Origin of the sequence: Lysinibacillus alkalisoli (genome assembly GCF_014643595.1) — a bacterium.
Lineage (GTDB): Bacteria > Bacillota > Bacilli > Bacillales_A > Planococcaceae > Metalysinibacillus > Metalysinibacillus alkalisoli.
Genome location: NZ_BMJT01000001.1, coordinates 274,611 through 298,928 on the forward strand (window position 1 = coordinate 274,611; position 24,318 = coordinate 298,928).

21 protein-coding genes and 1 riboswitch are annotated in these 24,318 nt (G+C 36.4%); of the genes, 16 read left to right on the forward strand and 5 right to left on the reverse strand.

What is annotated here, in order from left to right:
• Positions 1 to 374: 374 nt before the first annotated feature.
• Positions 375 to 746, forward strand: coding sequence for a DsrE family protein (locus IEW44_RS01180; protein ID WP_188613183.1), 372 nt, complete (start codon positions 375 to 377; stop codon positions 744 to 746).
• Positions 747 to 884: 138 nt separating this feature from the next.
• Here IEW44_RS01180 and chrA read toward each other — a convergent pair whose 3' ends face one another.
• Complete coding sequence (gene chrA, locus IEW44_RS01185; protein ID WP_188613184.1) at positions 885 to 2,033, reverse strand: chromate efflux transporter; 1,149 nt, start codon at positions 2,031 to 2,033, stop codon at positions 885 to 887.
• A 160-nt stretch (positions 2,034 to 2,193) separates the two neighbouring features.
• On the opposite strand from chrA, the gene bioD reads away from it, so the two are divergent.
• The 10 genes from bioD (at position 2,194) to IEW44_RS01235 (ending at position 12,892) form a co-directional block, all read left to right on the forward strand.
• Entirely contained in the window at positions 2,194 to 2,877 is a 684-nt protein-coding gene (gene bioD / locus IEW44_RS01190) for a dethiobiotin synthase (RefSeq protein ID WP_188613185.1), read from the forward strand.
• Positions 2,874 to 4,235, forward strand: coding sequence for an adenosylmethionine--8-amino-7-oxononanoate transaminase (gene bioA / locus IEW44_RS01195; RefSeq protein WP_188613186.1), 1,362 nt, complete (start codon positions 2,874 to 2,876; stop codon positions 4,233 to 4,235). The genes bioD and bioA overlap by 4 nt, the downstream gene beginning before the upstream one ends.
• Complete coding sequence (locus tag IEW44_RS01200; protein ID WP_188613187.1) at positions 4,232 to 4,792, forward strand: biotin transporter BioY; 561 nt, start codon at positions 4,232 to 4,234, stop codon at positions 4,790 to 4,792. The genes bioA and IEW44_RS01200 overlap by 4 nt, the downstream gene beginning before the upstream one ends.
• Before the next feature lie 110 nt (positions 4,793 to 4,902).
• Positions 4,903 to 5,907, forward strand: coding sequence for a biotin synthase BioB (gene bioB / locus IEW44_RS01205; RefSeq protein WP_188613188.1), 1,005 nt, complete (start codon positions 4,903 to 4,905; stop codon positions 5,905 to 5,907).
• A 200-nt stretch (positions 5,908 to 6,107) separates the two neighbouring features.
• Positions 6,108 to 6,722, forward strand: coding sequence for a hypothetical protein (locus IEW44_RS01210; RefSeq protein WP_188613189.1), 615 nt, complete (start codon positions 6,108 to 6,110; stop codon positions 6,720 to 6,722).
• A 16-nt stretch (positions 6,723 to 6,738) separates the two neighbouring features.
• Entirely contained in the window at positions 6,739 to 7,221 is a 483-nt protein-coding gene (gene ybaK / locus IEW44_RS01215; protein WP_188613190.1) for a Cys-tRNA(Pro) deacylase, read from the forward strand.
• A 111-nt stretch (positions 7,222 to 7,332) separates the two neighbouring features.
• Positions 7,333 to 8,523: a glycine C-acetyltransferase gene (locus IEW44_RS01220; RefSeq protein ID WP_188613191.1), complete on the forward strand. Its 1,191-nt coding sequence runs from the start codon at positions 7,333 to 7,335 to the stop codon at positions 8,521 to 8,523.
• Positions 8,524 to 8,611: 88 nt separating this feature from the next.
• Entirely contained in the window at positions 8,612 to 9,406 is a 795-nt protein-coding gene (locus IEW44_RS01225; RefSeq protein ID WP_188613192.1) for a carbon-nitrogen family hydrolase, read from the forward strand.
• A 233-nt stretch (positions 9,407 to 9,639) separates the two neighbouring features.
• Positions 9,640 to 11,052, forward strand: a complete 1,413-nt coding sequence (locus IEW44_RS01230; protein ID WP_188613193.1) for an amino acid permease — start codon at positions 9,640 to 9,642, stop codon at positions 11,050 to 11,052.
• A gap of 205 nt (positions 11,053 to 11,257) precedes the next feature.
• Complete coding sequence (locus tag IEW44_RS01235) at positions 11,258 to 12,892, forward strand: methyl-accepting chemotaxis protein (RefSeq protein ID WP_188613194.1); 1,635 nt, start codon at positions 11,258 to 11,260, stop codon at positions 12,890 to 12,892.
• Positions 12,893 to 12,949: 57 nt separating this feature from the next.
• On the opposite strand, the gene IEW44_RS01240 is transcribed toward IEW44_RS01235, so the two are convergent.
• A complete protein-coding gene (locus IEW44_RS01240) occupies positions 12,950 to 14,812 on the reverse strand; it encodes an AraC family transcriptional regulator (RefSeq protein ID WP_188613195.1) in 1,863 nt (620 codons plus the stop codon).
• A 338-nt stretch (positions 14,813 to 15,150) separates the two neighbouring features.
• Between IEW44_RS01240 and IEW44_RS01245 the strand changes: the two genes are divergently transcribed.
• Entirely contained in the window at positions 15,151 to 16,104 is a 954-nt protein-coding gene (locus IEW44_RS01245; RefSeq protein WP_188613196.1) for an L-threonine 3-dehydrogenase, read from the forward strand.
• 148 nt (positions 16,105 to 16,252) lie between these two features.
• Complete coding sequence (locus IEW44_RS01250; protein ID WP_188613197.1) at positions 16,253 to 17,863, forward strand: long-chain fatty acid--CoA ligase; 1,611 nt, start codon at positions 16,253 to 16,255, stop codon at positions 17,861 to 17,863.
• A 35-nt stretch (positions 17,864 to 17,898) separates the two neighbouring features.
• On the opposite strand, the gene trpB is transcribed toward IEW44_RS01250, so the two are convergent.
• Both trpB and IEW44_RS01260 read right to left on the reverse strand, forming a co-directional pair.
• A complete protein-coding gene (trpB, locus tag IEW44_RS01255) occupies positions 17,899 to 19,062 on the reverse strand; it encodes a tryptophan synthase subunit beta (RefSeq protein WP_188613198.1) in 1,164 nt (387 codons plus the stop codon).
• 136 nt (positions 19,063 to 19,198) lie between these two features.
• Positions 19,199 to 19,684, reverse strand: a complete 486-nt coding sequence (locus IEW44_RS01260; protein ID WP_188613199.1) for a QueT transporter family protein — start codon at positions 19,682 to 19,684, stop codon at positions 19,199 to 19,201.
• Positions 19,685 to 19,690: 6 nt separating this feature from the next.
• Positions 19,691 to 19,735, reverse strand: a riboswitch (PreQ1 riboswitch).
• Positions 19,736 to 20,041: 306 nt separating this feature from the next.
• On the opposite strand from IEW44_RS01260, the gene IEW44_RS01265 reads away from it, so the two are divergent.
• From IEW44_RS01265 to IEW44_RS01275, 3 genes are read left to right on the forward strand one after another with little or no spacing between them, the layout of a single operon-like run.
• Entirely contained in the window at positions 20,042 to 21,058 is a 1,017-nt protein-coding gene (locus IEW44_RS01265) for an ABC transporter substrate-binding protein (protein ID WP_188613200.1), read from the forward strand.
• A 20-nt stretch (positions 21,059 to 21,078) separates the two neighbouring features.
• Positions 21,079 to 22,095, forward strand: a complete 1,017-nt coding sequence (locus tag IEW44_RS01270; protein ID WP_188613201.1) for an ABC transporter permease — start codon at positions 21,079 to 21,081, stop codon at positions 22,093 to 22,095.
• Positions 22,088 to 22,882 (forward strand): ABC transporter ATP-binding protein, encoded by a 795-nt coding sequence (locus tag IEW44_RS01275; protein WP_188613202.1) that lies wholly within the window; start codon positions 22,088 to 22,090, stop codon positions 22,880 to 22,882. The genes IEW44_RS01270 and IEW44_RS01275 overlap by 8 nt, the downstream gene beginning before the upstream one ends.
• A 48-nt stretch (positions 22,883 to 22,930) precedes the next feature.
• On the opposite strand, the gene IEW44_RS01280 is transcribed toward IEW44_RS01275, so the two are convergent.
• Positions 22,931 to 24,289 carry an ABC transporter substrate-binding protein gene (locus tag IEW44_RS01280; RefSeq protein ID WP_373286120.1) on the reverse strand — a complete coding sequence of 453 codons (1,359 nt, stop codon included), beginning with the start codon at positions 24,287 to 24,289 and terminating at the stop codon, positions 22,931 to 22,933.
• Between the last annotated feature and the right edge of the window lie 29 nt (positions 24,290 to 24,318).

Here is a 24,318-nt window from a genome sequence, read left to right on the forward strand (position 1 = left end):
AGGAAATATGATGTCCTATAATGCAATTTTATTTGCCTCAGTTGCAGGTATATTGTCGTTTATTCTAATAGTTGCAATAGATTCAATCCATCCAATCTTAATAACGAACATACTATTGGGAGCCGTTGTTGGCATATTAACAGACAAAAAGAAGGAGTGTGTTTATTGAAGAACGAAGTTAGCTAAACGATCGTCATTTGACGGTCTTTTTTTATTAAAAGTTAACGACCTGCATAATGAAAATTGTGGCATCCCTCAGAGTTTAAAAAGAAAGAAAAGCAATATGTGATTTACACATTGAAGCAGATGATTGGAAAAGTCATTTAAAAAGAGGTAAAATACGGGTTAGGGTATATAAAAGGAGGCTATTTATAATGGAATATGCAGATTTATTAATCACATTGGCACATCATGATAATAATCCTAATAATGTAACAATTGCATTTACGATGGGATGGAAAGCAGCGGAAAAAGGACATAAGGCGGAGATTTTACTATTGTCTGATGCGGTGCATTTAGCATCGCAAGGTTTTGCGGATAAAATAAATATTGGTGAGCCATTTTTACCTGTACAAGAACTCATAGAAAAGTTTATCTCGGCAGGAGGCACATTAAAAGTGTGTTCCGCTTGTATGATTCATAATGGTGTCAAAGAAGAGCAATTAATAGATGCAGCACAAGTTGTCTCAGCAGATTACGTTGTGGATGCATTAATGGGTGCTAAAAAGTCACTACAACTTAATTAAAAGTAGCTAGGATTAAAAGAAAAAATGTTAGACCGACCTCGTTCGGTTTAACATTTTTTGATTTAGAAAGGTATGAAAATGCAACATGGTGTTCAGTATCGTATGGAATAAGCGAAAGTTATATCGCTCTCTTGGTATTTAGTAAAATACCACACCAATGATAAAGCCAATGATAACTGTAACAATAGGTGGTTGTTTAGCTAAAAATACGATGAGCAGCAGCACTACAGCAAATATGACATCTTTGATACTAGTAATGGTATACCAAGTAATAGGTGTAATAAAAGCAGCGGCAAGGATACCAACAACAGCCGCATTCATACCACTTACTGCACCGCGTAATTTAGCGTTGGTACTTAATACTTGCCAAAAGGGCAAAGCACCAATAATTAATAAAAAGGCAGGCAAGAATATAGCAAAAGTAGCTAAAAGCCCGCCACTCACACCATAAAGTGTCGTGCCAATATATGTGGCAAAGGTAAATAATGGACCTGGCATCGCTTGGGTAATACCATACCCTGCTAAAAATGACGAGGTAGACATTAAGCCTGTTTCAACAAATTGTGTTTCGAGTAAAGGTAGTACGACATGCCCACCCCCAAAAACGAATGCTCCAGCCATATAAAATTTTTCGATTAAATAAAGCCAATCATGTTGAAAAGTGTTTGCGAGTAGTGGTAATAAAACGAGTAATCCAAAAAACAAACTCAAACAAGTGATGCCCATCTTTTTTGAGAATGCCATACTAGTTGTAGCAACTGTACGATTTTTTAATATGAGTTGCCCTGTAATAGCAGCAATTAAAATAATGACAATTTGTAACCAACTTGTTTGGAATAATAACATGGCACTGAGTGCTAATAAGGCAATAAACACGTGATGAATTGTTGGAAGTAACTTTTTACTCATATCTACAATGGCTTGTGCCACAATGGCAATTGCGACTAATTTTAAGCCTTGAATCCAATTTAAATCAATGGTTGTATTCGTCAGAAATAACGCAAAACAGATCAAAAAAATAACAGATGGTAAAGTAAAGCCAATAAAAGCTAATATACTGCCCACAATACCCCCACGTATTAAGCCAATCCCCATGCCAACTTGGCTCGATGCAGGGCCAGGTAAAAATTGACTTAATGCGACTAAATCAGCAAATTGTTGGTCTGTTAGCCATTTCTTTTTTTGTACATATTCTTTTTGAAAATAACCTAAATGAGCAGTCGGGCCACCAAAAGATGTACAACCTAGTCGAAAGGCGATGAAAAAAATCTCCAGATAGTTTTTCACAAATGATCTCCTTCTACACAGTAATACTTAAATGCTAATAAGTTTTTATGAGGTATGCAAGTTAAGTTATTGTAAATTCTCAAAAGTCATTTACAATAACATAGCATATGTGTTAACTTAAAAACTAAATAAGTTAACACATTTGAAGGGGGAGTTAATCTTGCAACATTTTTGGGTTGTAGGTACAGATACAGATGTAGGAAAAACATTTGTCACCACAATATTGATGCGTACTTTTCAAAAATTTAATAAGCAAGTATTACCATTTAAACCTGTGCAAACAGGTGTATTAACAAGCGATAATGACTTATATTACTATGACACCACAATGTATGAGCGCTATAGTCAACAAACACTTTTAACAAACGACACGATGTGTTATTGCTACAAGGCACCTGCTTCGCCTCACTATGCAGCTCAACTAGAGAATGACCATATCAAACCAGAAGTAATAATAGAGCGTATACAACAGCATAGCCAGCAGTATGAGGTGATGATTTGTGAAGGAGCAGGAGGCTTGTATGTGCCATTACATAGACAACCCATCTATTATTTACTAGACCTTGTGAAAGCATCGCAACTTGCCACAGTACTTGTCACTAAAACGGGATTAGGCACAATTAATCACACTTTGTTAGCATTGCAAGCTTTAAATAACAACAACATTACGGTGTTCGGCATTGTTTTTAACGGCTTTGAGAATACACAATTGGAGCAGGAAAATATCGATGTTATTATTGCTCAAACACAATTGCCATTTGCCGTCATACCGAAGTTAGCTAAAGAACAGGATCTGGAGAACCTAACGCTTGAGCAGACGACTTTATGGGAGGCATTGCGATGATGACACAATTACAAGAAAAAGATTTGCGTTATATTTGGCATCCATGTGCTCAAATGAAAGATTATGAACAATTTCCACCTAAAGTGATTGTAAGGGGAGAAGGAGTTTGGCTTTATGATGAGCAGGGGCAACGTTATTTAGATGCTGTATCTTCTTGGTGGGTAAATTTATTTGGGCATGCTAATCAACGGTTGAGTCAAGTACTTGCTCAACAAGCTCAAACACTTGAGCATACCATTTTTGCTAACTTTACACACTTACCCGCAATTGAAGTAGCAGAGCGTTTAGTACGCCTTACACCTCAAGGGTTAAATAAAGTATTTTTTGCTGATAATGGTTCTGCGGCAATTGAAGTCGCTTTAAAGATGAGTTTCCAATATCATGCACAAAAAAATAAAACTAGGAAGAAACGTTTTCTAGCGTTAACAAATGCATATCACGGGGAGACGATTGGAGCGCTCTCGGTAGGTGGGGTGGATTTATATAATGAAGTGTATACACCATTATTACTAGATACAGTACGTAGCCAAGGGCCGGATTGTTATCGTTGTCCCTTTCAACAACAACCGAGTCATTGTCAGGCACAATGTATTGAATTTGTTGAGCGAGATTTACAGCAACATCATGAGGAGATTACGGCTGTTATTATTGAGCCTTTAATTCAAGCTGCAGCAGGCATGAAAATGTATCCTCCTATTTATTTGAAAAAATTGCGCGCATTATGCACCACATATGACGTTCACTTGATTGCTGATGAAATTGCTGTTGGTTTTGGGAGAACAGGTAGTTTATTTGCTTGTGAACAAGCAGACATTTCACCTGATTTTCTATGTTTATCTAAAGGGATTACAGGAGGATACTTGCCATTATCTGTCGTAGTAACGACGAATGATGTTTATGAGGCTTTTTACGATGATTATCAAACCATGAAAGCATTTTTGCATTCGCACAGTTATACGGGTAACACTTTAGCTTGCCGTATTGCACAGGAAGTTTTAACAATGTTTGAAGACGAAAACGTGATGGATATGGTGCAGGAGAAGGGCGCTATGTTGAGGCGACAAGCGGAGACAGCTTTTTGTGATTTGCCATATGTGGGAGAGTATCGTCAAATAGGTTTAGTAGGTGCTATTGAGTTGGTGGTAGATAAAACAACAAAGCAACCATTCCCTAGCGAAGAGCGTATTGGTTATCACATTTATAAAGAAGCATTAGAAAAAGGTTTACTCATTCGTCCGTTAGGCAATATTTTATATTTTATGCCACCTTATACGATTACAGAGGAAGAAATGACGTTTATGGTGACGACAACAAAAGACACGCTTGTTAATTTCTTTGCTGAGAGGGAATTAGTATGAAAAATGTACAGACAAAACGTATGGTGTTAATTGCAATCTTTGCCGCTTTAACCGCAATAGGAGCATTTATTAAAATACCGATACCTGTTGTGCCATTTACTTTACAGATTATTGTTGTCTTTTTGGCAGGGGTATTATTGGGAAGTAAAGGAGCATTATACAGCCAACTCGTTTATATTGCGGTCGGTTTAGCAGGCATGCCTGTCTTTAATGAAGGTGGTGGCATCATGTATATTTTTAAACCAAGCTTCGGTTATTTATTAGGGTTTGCTTTGGCTGCTTATTGTATAGGGTGGGTTATTGAACGTATCAAACAACCACAATTTATACATTTTGTGATAGCCAATTTACTCGGTGTGTTCTGCATTTATTTAATAGGTATACCGTATCTTTATGCTATGTTGAATATATGGGTTGGTCAAACAACTTCGATAAAGTATGCGATTATGGTTGGATTTTCCGCAGGTTTTTTTGTGGATCTTATATTAGCTTGCGTTACAGCGATATTGAGCAAACGTTTATATGATACGATTGTCCAGCGCTATATGTTAGTATAAAAAGGTTTCTCATCGTTCATACAAAATCGGCTATTTACAAGTTGAATGTTAATATGTAAACTTATTATATATTTAAGTTAACATATTGAGGGGAATAGAGGAGAGATGGTATGAATTATACACAACTAGCAGAAGAAGTTATTAACGGAAAGACGATTTCAAATGAAGAAGCAATGGCAATTTTAACGGCAAGTGATGATGATTTATTAAAAATAGTAGACGGTGCTTTTACTATTCGGAAACACTACTATGGCAAAAAAGTAAAATTAAATATGATTATGAATGCTAAGAGTGGTTATTGTCCTGAAGACTGTGGTTATTGTTCGCAATCTTCAAAATCATCTGCACCTATTGATAAATATCCGTTTATTACAAAGGAAGAAATTTTAGCAGGGGCTAAACGTGCTTATGATAATAAAATCGGAACTTACTGTATTGTAGCTAGCGGGCGTGGACCTACACGTAAAGATGTAAATGTAGTGAGTGAAGCAGTAGAAGAAATTAAAGATAAATATGGCTTAAAGGTATGTGCTTGTTTAGGTTTGTTAAAGGAAGAGCAAGCAGAGCAATTAAAAGAAGCAGGTGTAGACCGCTATAATCATAATTTAAATACATCAGAACGCCATCACGATTATATTACAACGTCTCACACATATCAGGATCGCGTGAATACAGTAGAAATTGCAAAAAAACATGGCATATCACCATGTTCTGGAGCTATTATTGGTATGAAAGAAACAACAGAAGATGTGATTGATATTGCGCGTGCTTTACACCAACTTGATGCAGACTCTATCCCTGTGAACTTTTTGCATGCAATTGCTGGCACCAAGTTAGAAGGTACAGATGAGTTGAACCCTCGTTATTGCTTAAAAGTATTAGCTTTATTCCGTTATATTAATCCTACAAAAGAAATCCGTATTTCTGGTGGGCGAGAAGTAAACCTAGGCTCCTTACAACCAATGGGTATGTTTATTGCGAATAGTATTTTTGTTGGAGATTATTTAACGACAGCAGGCCAAGAGAAAAATAGCGATTACCGCATGTTGGAAGATTTAGGATTTGAAATTGAATTTGCACCTCAAACAACAGAGAATACATCTTGTTGTTCATAAAAGGCTAATAAAAGGTTGTGCATTCCTCAAGAGGGATGCACGATTTTTTATTCTAACATTTAGAGTAATTATCAATTAATAATTGCTTTTAGGTGGAAAGCATTATATAGTAGATGCCTGCTTAGTTGTACAGTCTCTATAAACCCCTTGAAAAATATTGTATAATAGAAACATTACACAATTGAGGAAGGGGGAGCGTTATGCGCATTACAACAAGTGCTGTACAACCTGAAAGACTGGTACAAACAGAAGAACGCAAACGTTTGCAGTTGCGTAAAGAAGCAGAAGGTGCGTATAAAAAACAAGCACAATATTTTCAACCTGCTAAAAATGCAGCATTAGCTGAGTTACAACAATTATTACAAGGGAATTCGGTCAAGGATAAAATAGTCCAACCTAATGAGCCTAAAGTAGCGCATCTACCAAGTGAACAATTAGTTGAAGATGAGCAAAAGCCTAAAGTTAGCGATGACACACTAGCTATTTTAGAGTCCATTAGACAGGCGGCATTAGCCCCTAAAAACCCAACTGCTCAAGATTTAAAGGTCGCAGAAAGCGCGGTTAGTCAAATTGCACAAACAAAAATTATAGAGCAAGAGAGTAAAGAGCTTGATGATACTGTCCATGTACCAGAGCGCTTTACAAAAGATGTTGTACGAGATGCACAACGAGAAACAATATTTGGGCGCAACTTAGAAGATGTTATGCATACAAGGTTGTTTAATAAAGCTATACAAACGTATGCGACAACATATCAAATGGTAGCTAATGGTTATAAGTCATTCCAAGAGCCAAAATTTTCGCAAATAGCCTAATTAAGGAGTTCTTATCATGGCAAAAAAAAGATTAAAAACAAACGCAATCCGATTATTAGAACAACGTGATATATCATTTGATGTACTAGAATACACCGTTAATGATGGAGAGATTGATGGTCTTTCGGTAGCAAATAAAATTAATATGGAACCTAAATATGTGTATAAAACATTAGTGACGTATGCAAGTCGAGATGAAGTATTTATTTTTGTGATACCTGTAACAGAAACTTTAGACTTAAAAGCCGCCGCAAAAATTGCTAAAGTAAAAAAGTTAGAGATGTTACCATTAGACGAATTATTAACAGTGACGGGTTATGTACGTGGCGGATGCTCACCTGTGGGCATGAAAAAAATGTATCCTACTATAATTGATAAGAGTGTGGATGCATTAGATGAGATTATTGTTAGTGCAGGTAAAGTAGGATTACAATTACACATGGCTGTTGCAGATTTAATTAAAGTGACGCATGCACAAGTTCATAAAATTACGCAATAATTATGTCTCTTAAGTTTAACTTATGAGGCATTTTTTTATGAGTGAAAGGATTATAGCACAAGAAGAGATTTCTGTTACACTATAAACAAATACTTTAGGGAGAGTGTCAGCATGTCAAACATCTTAAATGCATTTTTAAACGATAATTTAAACGACTTAAAAGCGCAAGGACTATATAATGAAATTGATCCGGTTCAAGGCGCAAATGGTCCCGTTATTACAGTAAATGATAAATCATTAATTAATTTATCTTCTAATAATTACTTAGGATTGGCTACAGATGAAGAGTTAAAAGCTGTAGCAAAATCAACAATCGAGCACTATGGTGTAGGTGCTGGTGCTGTGCGTACAATTAATGGCACATTGGATTTACACATTAAATTAGAAGAAAAGCTAGCGGAATTTAAAGGAACAGAAGCGGCCATTAGTTATCAATCTGGTTTTAATTGTAATATGGCAGCGATTTCAGCAGTAATGGATAAAAATGATGCCATCTTATCAGACCAATTAAACCACGCTTCGATTATTGATGGTTGTCGTTTATCTAAAGCAAAAATTATTGCTTTTAACCATTCTGATATGGATGACTTACGTGCCAAAGCAAAGGCAGCTAAAGCATCAGGTCAGTATAATAAAATTATGGTGATTACAGATGGTGTATTTTCCATGGATGGTGATATTGCTAAATTGCCAGAGATTGTAGCCATTGCCAAAGAATTTGATTTAATTACTTATGTAGACGATGCTCATGGTTCAGGTGTGATGGGTAAGGGTAAGGGCACAGTGAAGCACTTCGGTTTAGAAAATGAGATTGATTTCCAAATTGGTACACTATCTAAAGCAATTGGTGTGGTAGGTGGATATGTTGCAGGTAAGCAAAATCTTATTGATTGGTTAAAAGTACGTTCTCGTCCCTTCTTATTCTCAACAGCGCTACCACCAGCAGATGTAGCGGCTATTACAAGCGCTATCCAAAAAATTATGGACTCAACCGCATTACATGATAAGTTATGGGACAATGGGAATTATTTAAAGGCAGGTTTGCAAAAGTTAGGCTTTGATATCGGTGCATCTGAGACACCAATTACACCGTGTATTATTGGTGATGAAACATTAACACAACAATTTTCAAAGCGTTTAATCGAAGAAGGTGTATATGCTAAGTCCATTGTCTTTCCAACTGTTCCTAAAGGTACAGGGCGTGTGCGTAATATGCCAACAGCCGCACATACAAAACAAATGTTAGACGATGCACTTGCCATTTACGAAAAAGTAGGCAAAGAGCTAGGTGTGATTTCATAAAAAGTATACAAAGTACGCTTTTATAGCAAAGCGTACTTTTTCTATGGGATAATATAAAAGCATAAGATGAACAAAGGGGGAGCAATAAATGAAAGTAGCATGTATTCAAATGAATGTACGATATGGAAAAGTCGAAGAAAATTTTGCTAATGCAGAAAAATGGTTGCGCAAAGCGGCAGCACAAGGGGCAGAAATTGCTGTCTTACCAGAAATGTGGAACACAGGCTACGCCTTAAAAGACTTACCTAAATTAGCCGATGATAAAGGCCAACGTACGCAACAGTTTTTAAGTGAGCTATCCCAACAATTGCAGCTGCATATTGTGGGTGGGTCGGTTGCTACAGCTCAAAACGAACATTACTATAACACCATGTATGTATATGATAATACTGGTCAACAACAAAGTAGCTATGATAAAGCACATTTGTTTCGTTTAATGGACGAACATTTGTATTTAACAGCAGGTGAAGGCACACCTAATCGTTTTGATTTAGGTAATATTGAGGCAGGCGCGGTGATTTGTTATGATATTCGTTTTCCAGAGTGGTTACGCACACAAGCTTTATTAGGAGCAAAAGTATTGTTTGTATCAGCACAGTGGCCAACAGCACGTGTAGACCACTGGAAAGTTTTATTACAAGCGAGAGCAATTGAAAATCAATGTTTTGTCATTGCTGTCAATCGTATTAGTCATAAAGTAGAGAATTTTAATGGGTATTCTATGGTGATTGGCCCATGGGGTGAAATTTTATGGACAGGCAATGACACAGAAGAGATGGCAATTATTGATGTGCCTTTTGAACAAGTGGATGAAGTTAGAAACCGTATCCCTGTGTATGAAGATAGAAGACCGGAGATTTATACAGAAGTGGTTAAAGATTAAGAAAGCGTTGTAAAAATACCTGTGATTGAACTGCACCCCGATTGTTAGACAGATTTAACAATGGGCGGTGTAGTTTTTAATTACTACCAAGAAAAGCACTCTTTGAGTTAAGAAACTTGACATAGTGTTCAAATGTAAGCGCTATCTTTTTTACGTAATGTGTATCGTTAATAAAGTCAGAAAATACTAAAATTTCAGTAATAAGTATTGCAAATATAGGAAGGGTGAGAAGTATGAGCAATGAAGTACAGTTACAAAGAGGTTTAAAGAAACGACATATGACGATGATTGCGATTGCTGGTGTTATTGGGGCTGGCTTATTTATGGGCAGTGGTTCTGTCATTAATTTGGCTGGTCCGGGTGCTATACTTTCGTATATTTTTGCAGGCTTTATTGTTATTTTAGTAATGCGTATGTTAGGAGAAATGGCAGCGGTTAATCCAACGAGTGGCTCATTTGCCCATTATGCACATGAAGCCATTGGACCGTGGGCAGGCTTTATGATTGGGTGGTTATATTGGTTCTTTTGGGTTATTGCTATCGCATTAGAGGCTACTGCAGCTGCAGCTATTATTCAATACTGGTATGATGGTATGCCGTTATGGCTATTGAGTTTATTGTTAACGGTGGCTATGACTTTAACAAATGTGTGGTCTGTAAAGGCCTTTGGTGAATTTGAATATTGGTTTTCATTAATTAAAGTGGTAAGTATTATTGCATTTCTTGCTTTAGGCTCTTTTATTATTTTTGGCTTAGCACCCAATTTTACTGCAGTAGGTGTCGTTAACCTTGTAGGAGAAGGTGGATTTTTACCAAATGGTTTCGGTGCTGTCTTAATGGGCGTTGTCATTGTCATTTTCTCTTTTATGGGCACAGAGATTGTGGCCATTGCAGCGGGTGAGTCCGATGAACCTTTAGCGGCAGTAACAAAGGCAACGAATTCAATCACATGGCGCATTTTAATTTTTTATGTTGGGTCAATTACAGTAGTTGTTACATTGTTGCCTTGGCATTCATCTGATATTTTAACAAGTCCTTATGTGGCAGTGCTTGATTATATAGGGATTCCAGCTGCAGCTCAAATTATGAATTTTGTCGTGTTAACAGCCGTCTTATCCTGCTTAAACTCGGCCTTATATGCTACATCGCGTATGGTATTTTCACTGGCAGAGAAAGGAGAAGCACCAAAAACATTTCTTAAATTAAATCGTAATGGGGTTCCTGTTAACGCCATTTTGGGTGCTACATTTTTCTCTTATATTGCTGTTATTATGAATTACATTTCACCAGATAAAGTATTTATGTTTTTGCTTAGTTCTTGCAGTGCGATTACGTTAATTCTCTACTTAATTATTGCGGTTTCACAGTTGCGTATGCGTAAGAAAATAGAAAAGGAAAATCCAGAAGTATTAAAAGTAAAGATGTGGCTATTTCCGTATTTAACGTACTTTACCATTATCGCCACTGTAGCCTTATTAGTAGCTATGTTTTTCATTGATACGATGCGCTCACAAATATTATTCACTACCATCATTACAGCCATTGTCTTACTCATGTATTTTATTACGCAACGAAATAAACAAACCCCTGTTAAAGAGACAGAGCGCGTATTTACACCAGAACAAATTAATCTTAAAAATAATTAACATAAAAGTAGTGGTATAGCCAACAGCAAATTCACAATTTTGCTGTTTTTTATTGAATAAGAATAGCACATATGATTTGTTGTCTTTTTGTAAAAAATATTAAATTTTATATGATAAAGATTAATAAAAATTTACAATGAATTGATATGTTATACATAACAGCACTATAGTATTAGCTTTAATAGAACATAAGGAGCTATCGCTAATGAGACTATGGAGCTATGTTCAAGTAAAAGATAAACTCATGTTACTCATGTTTATTTGTGTGATTTCAAATATTTTACTCGGCGTTTTTAGCGTCGATTATTTACGGAAAATGTCATGGCAGTCAACAAGTACATATACAGAAGCACTTCAACCATTAAGCTGGATTAACCAACTTGTTGAAGAACAACAACAACAAGAAAAAGCATTCTCTAAAGGTACACAACATGCGAGTGACACAAAAAAAGAGCTACAACAATTAAAAGCATGGCAGTCAGATAATAAGGTAAGTTTATTAGTAAAACAATATGAGGAGTTACAACAACAAATTACCCATACCTTGCAAGAAAAACAAGAAAATGACTGGTTTGAACAAAACTACTTACCACTTGCTATGGAGAGTCAACACAAGTTAAGTGAGTTGTCACAATATATTATTAAACGAGCAGAGCAACAGAAAAAAGCGTATGAAAAAGATATTCAATTTGGCTATTGGGTGTTAGGTGGTGTATGTGGCATTGTCGTTATACTAGTAATTAGTATGAGTATTATTGCTACAAGGGCAGTACGTATTCCAACACAAGAGTTAAAACGATTATTAAAACAAGCTGAACAAGGGAACTTTAGTCAAATGGCAACTTACAGCGCTAATGATGAACTAGGTGCTGTTATGCTGTCATACAATCAAATGACCACACAAGTGCAAAGTTTATTAGCAACAGTGCAACATACAGCAGTTGATGTAACGGAAGTCGCAGATGACTTAGAGCAAGCCACTGCTACAACAACTTCTTCCACTATGCAAATAAAACAAAAGATGGTAGCCATTTCAGATGCGACACAGGAGTCCGTGCAACAACTTAAAGTAAATGAAACTTCCTTAACAGAGGTAGAGTCAGGTATACAATCGATCACCGCTCATTTAGAGCAAGTGACAACAATGACACAGGATACGCTACAAACTGTGGAGGAAGGGACAGCTATTGTAACGACTAATGCACAACAAATGGAGCGCATTCAAAAAGCTGCACAAAATTCTCAACAAATGGCACAAACTATGACAGCACGATCTACAGATATTGAAAAAGTAGTCGATGTTATTGCCACGCTTGCCGAACAGACCAATTTACTTGCGTTGAATGCTGCTATAGAAGCGGCACATGCAGGGCAACATGGCAAAGGGTTTGCTATTGTTGCCGATGAAGTTCGCAAATTAGCAGAGCAGTCGATTCAATCAACCCAAATGATTACAGGTATTGTTAGAGGCATTGAGCAAGACGCTCAACAAACAGCTAGACTGATGAACGAAATGGTCGTGTATGCTACACAAGGTGTAGACGCAACAGCACAAACTTCTGAGAATTTTTATGCCATTGCACATCAAGTTCAAAGTATCACACCTAATATTCAAGGTGTTACACAAACTGTAGAAGAGATTTTACAACACACGACAGAAGTTGCGCACACCGCAACGACCATAACGAATTTTTCAAGTGAAACCGCTGATTATGCTACAGAGGTTGTGACATTAACAACTCAACAATTAGAACAAGTGGATAAAATTCATCATCATGCAGGCACTATTGCGAAAGCATCTAAATCATTGCGACATGCCACCGCCAAGTTTTTAGTCTAATAACGGAAAAAACAAACACTACAGAGGGAAAAACCCCAATTAGTGTTTGTTTTGTTGTTATTTATGATTCTCTACGACATCTATAATTTTATTAAGTTGCATTTCAAGTGAATAAGGGTCTTCCATAACAAATTCATCACCCATTTGACCATAAAAATAAACATTGCCATTTTTTACTGCAGGTATATCCTTCCAAACCGCACTTTCTAATACAGGCGCAGCATCTTCTTCTGACCCAATGTAAACAAATACATGATCCCCAATATAATCACGTAATACTTCTAAAGAAATATTTTCAAAACCATCTTTGATATTTTTTGCTTGCTCTGTAGGTGTTAATTTCAACATATCATAAATAATGGGGCTACCATAATTACCACCTTCACTAGCTAATACAAAATTACCTTGTGAACTAATTTGTATAACAGAGACAGTTTCGTCTTTTTTTATATGTTTATTTATAATTTTTTGTGCGTCTGTTACTTGGTTATTAAAATCACTAATCCACTCATCAGCTTCATTTTCTTTACCGAATAGAGACGCAATTCGTTGGAATTTTTCAATGGGGCCTGCTGTTGAAAGTTCTTCCCAATAGGGAACAAATATTGTTGTACCAATTTTTTCGTACTGCTCAATATTATCTTCAATTGAACCAATAATTAAGTCAGGCTCTAATGTAATCATTTTTTCAGCATTCATTGGGAATCCGCCTAAATCTTCAATTTGATTTAATGTCTCTTGTGAAATGCCTGCATAATCAAACCAAGCTTCACTTAACATATAAGAACGTACACCGACAGGAATAATGCCTAATTTAAATAATTGACCCATATATTGATCAGCAATGACACGTTTTGGATTAGCTGGTATTGTTACATCTCCATGAGGTGTTTTTACTACTCTTGTTTCCGTTGCTTGTTGTTCTTGCTTAATCTCAGTTTTTTCAGCAGGTGTGGTATTACAAGCTGTTAATACAATAGATAAACACATGACTAACGCTAATAAAGTTGATTTCATGCTTTGATACATCATAGAATGTTTCTCTCTCCTTATTTGATAATTATTCTCAATATCATTCATAGTATAGAGAGAAGGAGTTGAAGAGAGAATGGCAAATTCTCTACGAATTGTTGGCAAATCTTCTAATCGATAACGTGTTTTAAAAGCAGTAGGAGATAAATGTGTATATTTTTTAAAGCTTCTACTCAAAGAATAACCATCAAGATGCCCTGTTCTTTCAGCGATTTCTTGAAGTGTTGCATCACTTGTTAATAATAATTCAATAGCAGCATCAATACGGACTTTACCGAGATAATACATAGGCGCATAATTTGTATTTTCTTTAAATTGTTTAGATAAATAACTAACACTACAGTGAAAATGTTTAGCGAGATGCTCTAATGTTAATGATTGTTTAAAATGCTGATGAAAATAATGGATTACTTGGGATGTTAAATCATAATGTGGGAAATGGTATTGTCTATATATTTGATAACTAAATTGCTGAGCTAACATTGTGATATAAAGATGATTTAAAGCGAGATTATAATTTTTATTTTGATAAATTTGTTGTATAGGTTCTAAAATACTTAAATGGTCTGTTGCTTTGAAATGGTAATTCGTATTAGTAAATAGTGCCTTATTTTTAGAGCGATAATATACAAGGAAATACGCACAGTTTTTAGAAGTGTGTATTTCTAACGACTGTTTTTTTTGTAGATGAAAAATATAAGTGGAAGAGAAAGTATGGCAAATGTTATTAAAACATACTTCACCTTCGCCTTTGGTCATAATAATAAAGCTACTAGTTGGTAAATTTTTGTGGATGATGATTTGTTCATCTTCTTGTTCAAACCACTCAATATTTAAAATAGCAAGTAAATTATTATTCCATAACTTCATTTGCTCATTAATTGTCATAATGGTATGCCTCTTTTTGATTTAGCATAACAGAAATCTTTTTAATTGAGAATACGTATCATTTGAAATAATACTGCAATAATAAGTTGTCCGTAATGAAAGGACAAATGACCGCTTTGAATGGAAATACATATGTCTTTTTGAGAAGTACACTTTATTTATTTGAAATAAAAAGATAGTTTTACCTTTGTTTTATAATGTTTTTAATATTTATATTGTGTTTTTAGAGTGAACATCATATAATTTATGTGAGTAGTGAATTTAAAAAACAATATGAATAAATATTATTTGTTCTTTCCATAAAAACAATTGTACAGCTAGAGTAGGAGGCAAACATGATGAAAAAAATAATAGTGACAGGCGCTTTAGGACAGATTGGCTCTGAGTTAGTGGGGACATTACGTGAGAAGTATGGTGTAGACCGAGTTTTAGCTACAGATATTCGACAAGGAACGGAACATTCAGGTCCCTCAGCTATTCTTGATGTAATGGATGGTAAAGCAATGCATGATTTAGCAAAAGATTTTGGTGCAGACACTATAATTCATATGGCTGCTTTACTTTCTGCAACAGCTGAAAAAAATCCATTATTCGCATGGAATTTAAATATGGGTGGCTTAATGAATGCATTAGAAGTAGCACGAACTTTAGATTTACAATTTTTTACGCCAAGTTCAATCGGCGCATTCGGACCAGATACACCTAAAAATAATACACCACAAGATACAATCCAACGTCCAACAACGATGTATGGGGTAAATAAAGTAGCAGGTGAATTATTATGTGATTATTACCATCAAAAATACGGTGTAGACACGAGAGGTGTACGTTTTCCAGGCTTAGTATCTTATGTGACACCGCCTGGTGGTGGTACGACAGACTATGCTGTTGATATTTATTACAAAGCGATTGCAGACGGGCATTATACTTCATATATTGCACAAGATACGTATATGGATATGATGTATATGCCCGATGCATTACAGGCGATCATTGACTTAATGGAAGCAGACAGTACGCGCTTAGTTCATCGCAATGCATTTAATATTACAGCGATGAGTTTTGAACCTTCTCAAATTGCGGCAGAGATTCGCAAACATATCCCACACTTTACTATGGATTACGCTGTAGACCCTATGCGTCAAGCGATTGCAGATAGCTGGCCAAATCGTATAGACCCAACAGCAGCCGTACAAGAGTGGGGTTTTAAAGCTCAGTATGATTTAGCTAAAATGACAACGGATATGTTAGAAAAACTACAACAGAAGAGAATAACAAAAGCGATTTCATGATATGTACTCACTTAGTCTAGTTGATTAAGTGAGTTTTTTGCTGTTTCAATAATTTAACTTGCTAAATTATTAGAATATTCTCTATAATATGTAGTGATAACTTGCTAATGTTGGGAGTTAATTCAAAGGGGAAAAGGGGGAATAGCATATGATGCAAACACCTTTAGTGTTAACCGATTTTTTTAACCGTGCAGAGACCTATTATGCTAATAAAGAAATTATTTCACGTACAAGTGAGACGAAAATTCATCGCTTAACTTATGGGGAGTGGGCAAAACGTACACGTAAATTAGCACATGCTTTAACCAAATTAGGCATGACAAGAGGAATGAAAGTAGGTTCCTTTGCATGGAATCAGCATAGGCATTTAGAGGCTTACTTTGCTGTACCTTGTTCAGGAGCCGTATTACATATGGTGAATATTCGTTTGTCTGAAGATGACTTACGTTATATTATTAACCATGCTGAAGATGAAATATTAATTATTGATGCTGACCTTGTGCCTATTATTGAAAATATCGCAGCCGATTTAACAACAGTAAAGCATTATATTATTATGACAGATGAGGACGAAGTCAAGACGACATTACCGAATGCTTATAGTTATGAGCAGTTGTTACAAGAAGCGGACGAGACATTTAGTTTTCCACATGATTTGGAGGAGAATGAACCAGCAGGTATGTGTTATACAAGTGCTACGACAGGCAAGCCAAAGGGTGTAGTTTATACACATCGTGGACTAGTATTGCACAGTATGATGCTTAGTATGGTGGATTCTATGGGGATTCGAGAGGCAGACCGTACGATGCCGATTGTGCCAATGTTCCATGTTAATGCATGGGGGATTCCGTTTGCCAGTGTTAATGTAGGGGCTTCACAAGTTTTAGTAGGGCCGAACTTCACACCTGATATTATTTTAGATATGATTGAATCGGAAAAAGTAACATTGACAGCAGGTGTACCTACTATTTGGTTAGGTGCTTTACAATCATTAGAAGAAAAGCCACGAGATATTAGTTCACTTCGAGTAATTTGTTGTGGTGGCTCGGCTTCACCGCCTCATTTAATACGTGCTTTTGAAGAGAAGTATCAAGTACCTTATATTTCGGTGTATGGCATGACAGAGACAACACCAATTGTAGCATTATCAAATTATCAATCCTGGATGAATGAGTGGGCAATGGACGAGAAAGTGGCGGTTCGTACTACACAAGGTATGACGATGCCATGTATCACATCCAGTATTATTAATGAAAATGGCGAAGTGCCTTGGGACGGTGAGACCATGGGCGAATTACGTTTAAGAGGGCCTTGGATTTCTCATGAGTACTATAAAGATGAAAGGACAGCCGATGCTTATAGGGATGGTTGGTTATATACAGGGGACATTGCCGTTCGTACAAAAGATGGTTTAATTAAAATCACTGATCGTACGAAAGATTTAATTAAATCGGGTGGCGAATGGATTTCTTCTGTTGATTTGGAAAACGCGTTGATGTCTCACCCGGCAATATTTGAAGCAGCAGTTATTGCAGTCCCACATGCTAAATGGCAAGAGCGCCCGTTAGCCTGTGTGGTGTTAAAAGAAGGAGAGACAGCTACAAAAGAAGAATTGTATCATATATTAGAACCATTATTTGCAAAATGGTGGTTGCCAGATGATATTGTCTTTTTAGATGAAATTCCTAAAACATCTGTTGGTAAGTTTTTAAAAGCGAAATTACGCGATAATGTGGCACAATTTTATCCACAAATATAAAAAAGAAGCATCGAAATTTTTCGATGCTTCTTTGCTTATTTTAACATGGCAAATACTTGTTCCACGTCTTTATCGCCTCGACCAGAAATATTGATAATAATACTTTCATCTGGATTTAAGGTAGGTGCAAACTTTAACGCATATGCTACAGCATGTGCGCTTTCTAAAGCAGGGATGATGCCTTCTTCCTTGGATAGTAATTGAAACGCTTCTAGTACTTCATCATTGGAGATTGTGACATACTCAGCGCGACCACTCTCTTGTAAAAAAGAATGTTCAGGCCCACAACCTGGATAGTCTAATCCTGCTGCAATGGAATAGGTTGGTTTGGGATTACCGTCAGCATCTAATAATACGTGACAGCGGAAACCGTGTAGTTCTGCAGGCACACCTTCATTTAGCGAAGCTGCTTGCTCAGGCTCAACACCAATCAAACGTACTTCTTTATCCTCAATATAGTTAGCAAATGATCCAATGGCATTACTGCCACCACCAATACAAGCAATCACAGCTGTTGGTAATTTCCCTTCTTTTTCAAGGATTTGTTCACGACTTTCCTGGCTGATGATTTGCTGAAAGTGCTTTACCATTTGAGGGAAGGGGTGTGGCCCAACTGCTGAACCTAATAAATAAAAAGTGTTTTCATAGTTTGTTACTAAGTCAGCAAATGCTGCATCCACCGCATCTTTTAAGCGACCTTGACCTTCTGCCACCGCAATTACTTTTGCGCCTAATAACTCCATACGAAAAACGTTCAATGCTTGACGTTTAGTGTCTTCTAAACCCATATAAATGGTGCAATCCATGCCAAACATAGCGCAGGCTGTAGCAGTCGCAACACCATGTTGCCCCGCACCTGTCTCTGCAATCACTCGTTTAGCCCCCATGCGTTTAGCTAATAAAATTTGCCCTAATACATTGTTAATTTTATGAGAACCTGTATGGTTTAAATCTTCTCTTTTCAAATAAATTTTAGCGCCACCTAAGCGTGACGTTAAGTTTTCAGCGAAATAAAGGGGGGATTTACGTCCCACGTATTCTTCAAAATAATAATGTAATTCTTTATTAAATGCTTCATCATTTTTATATTTTTGAAAATTTTCATCTAAAATCGCTAATACATTTTGTAATTCTTCAGGAACAAAGCTCCCACCAAATTGACCAAAATAACCTTGTGTTGCTGACTGTGCTGTACTCATCTAAACTCATCTCCTACGTGAAATGTTATAGCCCAAGTATTACTACATACCTGCGACTAATTTGTCTTATGATAGCTGTGATTACTAGTAATGTCAACAAAAAAAGAGAAATGCGTTAAACATTTCTCTCAGCTCTTTACTTAAACACATCTTTAAAATTAATACGCTTATTTAATGCATAAATAATAGGCATACCAATACTTAACACAATCAATTCACTAATAGCTGTGTACAACCAAGTCCACCAAAATGGTAAATCCAGTGCTAAGTGTAATTCAAAAGCAATGATGAACATCGTGAAGCTAAATAGTAGTGTCATCGTAATCAATTTTGCCCATGTGTTTTTAATAAATTTAAATAATACAATGGCAATACTTAATGTGAGTAATGAATGTCCCACGCCAAAGACTAAATCATACCAGCCAAGAGGTGAGGATAGGTTAGCTACAAACACACCAATAACAATGCCTGGTAAAAACAATGGATTAAAGGCTACAAGATGATTAAAAATTTCAGGCAACCTAAATTGGAGCTCTCCGAATGCAAAAGGCTTAATCGCAAAAGCCAATGCTACATAAAGAGCTGCGATTACACCATTAATCGCTAAAACTTTAGTTTTCATATTAAACTCTCCTTAGTTTTTTATCGAGGGATGGTTTCGAACCTCGTCATGCAAATAAATATTGTAGTATAGCTAGGTGATAACGTCAATTAAAGCAAATATTCCGTATTTTTATAAAAAAAGATATATGGTTTTTTTATTATATTACAAAATTAAAAAAGACTACAAATTCAACAGTTTAGTCGTTTAAAGCGTAGAATCAAAAGGAAAAGAAAAATATTTAGTAGAATAAAGTGTCAGAACATTCGCTAAAGGTTATTGACTAACGCTTTAAAGCGCTATAATATAGCTGTACGCTCACAATCAATGAAATGTATGAGCATAGTGAAATGAATTTATGTAAATGGGGGTTAAAATATGAAGACAAAATCAACATGGTTGGCATTATTAATGCTAGCTGTTTTATTACTATTAGCGGCATGTGGCTCAGGTGATAAAGCAAGTGATAAAACCGATGAGAAAAAAGAAGAGACTACAACGACGGGCGATGCAGACAAAGCATATGTCATTGGAATCTCACAAATTGTAGAACATCCCTCTTTAAATGCGGCAACGGAGGGCTTTAAAAAAGCTTTAGAAGAATCCGGTTTACAAGTTACATTTGATGAACAAGTAGCCCAAGGGGACAACAGTTTAAATACCACAATTGCTACAAACTTTGTGAGTAGTGGTGTAGATTTAATATTTGCTAACTCAACACCTTCTGCACAAGCAGCAGCAGGTCAAACAACAGATATTCCTATTATCTTTACATCTGTAACAGATGCAGTAGGCGCACAATTAATCGACGCTATGGAAGCACCAGGTAAAAATATTACAGGTACGATTGACTTGCACCCTGACACAATTAAAAATACAGTAGCTTTCTTAAAAGAAGAGCTAGGTGCTGAAACTATTGGTATGGTTTATAACGCTGGTGAGCAAAACTCCGTAGCTCAAATTGACCAAGTGAAAGAAGAAGCAGAAAAAGTAGGATTAAAAGTAGAAGAAGCTTCAGCGTCAAATTCATCCGAGGTTAAACAAGCCTCAGAATCGATTGTCAATAAAGTAGATGCATTTTACATTATTACAGATAATACGGTAGTCTCAGCATTAGAGTCTGTAATTGATGTAGCTGATGGAGCGAAAAAACCACTGATTGTAGGGGAATTGGATTCGGTTGAGCGTGGTGGTTTGGCAGCATATGGGTTTAGCTATGAAGACTTAGGATACGAAGCTGGTCAGATGGCTGTCAAAGTATTAAAAGGTGAGGCTAAGATTGAAGAACTAGCAGCACAGCATCCACAAAATTTAAAATTAGTAGTCAATAAAAAAGCAGCTGACGCACTTGATTTAGACATTAAAGAAGACTGGGGCGCAGAAGTGATTAACTAACATCTAAGGAGATGATTCATATGTTCGTTTCGCTATTTGGTTCTGTAGAGCAAGGAATCATCTATGCTATTATGGCGCTCGGTGTGTATTTAACATTCCGAGTGCTTGATTTTCCTGATTTAACAGTAGACGGAAGTTTTGTAACAGGAGCTGCAACAGCTGCTATGATGATTGTTTTTGGTTATTCGCCAATTGTAGCAACAGTGGTTGCCATCATAGCAGGTTTTTTGGCAGGTTGTATGACAGGTTTGCTACATACAAAAGGTAAAATCAATCCTTTATTATCGGGGATTTTAATGATGATTGCCTTATATTCCATTAATTTAAGGATTATGGGGCTAACATTAGATAATGCAGTAGGTCGACCTAATATTCCGCTCTTAAACGAAACGACTATCTTTTCACAAGTGCAAAGTTGGTGGACTAGTTTAGGGATTGATACGGCACTTAATCATATGCTAACAACAATTGGCATTGGTAATGTTTCGAAAACATGGAGTGTGCTCTTTATTGGTTTAATTGTCATTATTATTATTAAAATCTTTGTGGATTGGTTCTTAAAAACAGAAGTTGGGATTGCATTAAGAGCAACAGGTGATAACAAGCGTATGATTCGTAGTTTTTCTGCCAATACAGATCGTTTTATTATTTTAGGGTTAGGTTTATCTAATGCTTTAGTCGCTTTCTCAGGCGCATTAATTGCGCAAGTTAATAAAACAGCGGATATTACAATGGGTGTAGGTATGATTGTTGTAGGGCTAGCTTCTGTGATTATTGGGGAGGCAGTTATTGGTACAAAAACGATTATGCGTACGACATTAGCTGTGATTATCGGTGCTATTATTTATCGTATTGTATTGGCATTAGCATTGAACTCACAGTATTTAGATGCTGGCGATACAAAATTAATTACAGCAATTATTGTGATTTTGGCATTAATTTTACCACAAGTGATTAATAAGTCTAAAGAGAAGAAAGCGCGGGCGAAACGTTTGCAAGAGATGCGCAATAAGCAAGGAGGAGATGAACTTGCTTAAACTGCAAAATATTCAGAAGGTGTTTAATGAAGGCACGCCTGATGAGAAAGTAGCATTAGGTAATATTAACCTTCACCTTAAACCAGGTGATTTTGTCACAATTATTGGAAGTAATGGTGCAGGGAAGTCTACAATGATGAATATGATTTCAGGTGCTTTAACGCCTGACTTTGGCAATATTATTATTGCTAATAAAGATGTAACCCCGTTACCAGAATATAAGCGTTCACAATATATTGGTCGCGTATTCCAAGACCCAATGGCAGGCACGGCCCCATCCATGACAGTGGAAGAAAATTTAGCGATTGCCTACTCAAGAAACAAGTCGCGTACATTGCGCTTTGGTGTGACAAAAAATAGACGAGATGTTTTTCGTACAGCATTGGAGCGATTACATTTAAATTTAGAAAATAGACTAAGTGCTAAAGTAGGTTTATTGTCAGGTGGAGAACGCCAAGCATTATCATTATTAATGGCAACCTTTACACAGCCTTCTATTTTGTTACTTGATGAGCATACAGCTGCTTTAGACCCTTCTAGAGCAGAGTTGATTACTCAATTAACAAAAGAGTTAGTCATGCAAGATAAATTAACGACATTGATGGTGACACATAATATGCAACAAGCTTTAAACTTGGGTAATCGCCTTATTATGATGGATAAAGGTCAAATTATTTTAGAAGTAGAAGAAGCACGTAAACCGCACCTTACCATTCCAGACTTAATGACAGAATTTGAGCGTATTCGTGGTGAAAAAATGGCTTCAGACCGCGCGTTATTAGGATGAAAAAGATAAAAACGACTGGGGATTTTATTTTCCAGTCGTTTTTTATTACTATTGATTAGCTTTTTCTGCTGTTTCCATAGCTTTGTCGGTTTCAGTAGCTGCATCATCTAAAGCTTTTTGCGGGTCCTCGCCTTGGTATAAGCGCTCTAATGCATTGACAATTTGTTGGCGAGATTCAGGGAATACAGAAATTAATGCACCGCGTGTAGCAAAACTTTCTTTTGTGCTTTGTAACTGGTCCACTGTCACTTTAAATTGAGGATACTCTGCCCACTTATCTTTTACATTTTGTTCTTCATATGCTGCTGGGTTAATGGCAAAGTAACCTGTACCTAGATGCCACTCCGCTTGAACTTCAGACGTCTGTAAGTATTTCATAAATTCCCAAGCAGCTTCTTGTTCTTGCTCTTCAATACCTTTTGACATCCATAAAGATGCCCCGCCAATAATAACACCTGCACGTTCTACATCATCGGCATAAGGAATGTAAGCAACCCCTACATCAAAAGGAGCCGCGTCAATCATACCTGCTACACCAGCAGATGAATCCATATACATCGCCACTTTCTCGGCTGTAAAGGCTGCTTGAATATCATCCCAATTAGTACCGAAATTACCGAATGTACCGTCATCATTCATTTGTTTTAAGAAATTAAATACGTTTAAACCTTCTTTGCCATTAAATACAGACTCCGTAGCTGTATCGCTGCGTCCATTATCATTATTTACATATAAGCCACCTTGTGTGGCTACGAGTTGTTCAAAAAACCAACCATACGTTAACATTGAAAATCCAGCCATATCATCTGTTTTCAATTTTTTAGCGGCCTCAATCACCTCATTAAAGGTAGCTGGTGCTTTTTCAGGGTCTAAACCAGCTGCTTTAAAAGCATCCTTATTATAAATCATAACAGGTGTAGAAGAGTTAAAAGGCATAGAGTAGAGCTTGTCATCTACTGTATAGTAATTGAGAATATTTTGTTCAAGTTGTGAGATATCATAATTCTCTTTATCAATAAAAGTTTGAATAGGCTCGATAAAGCCACTATCAATCATATACTTTGTACCGATTTCAAATACTTGGGTAATAGCAGGCGCATCTTTCGTACCGCCTACACTGCGTAGCTTAGGCAAGGACTCCTCATATGTTCCTTGGTATTGTGCGTTTACTTTATATTTGTCTTGTGATTTATTGAAATTAGCAACGATTGTATCCAATGTTTCTTGTGCAGTACCAGACATTGCATGCCAAAAGTCAATTTCAATAGGATCACTAGCTGTATCCTTACCACTGTTATCATTTGTATTGTTTGTTGAGGTAGTGTCATTTTTCTTACTGTCACTATTAGTACATGCAGCAAGTACAAATAGACTTAATATGGCTAAAAATAGTAAGCGTAACTTCATGTTCTTCATATGGATAGCACCTCTTTACA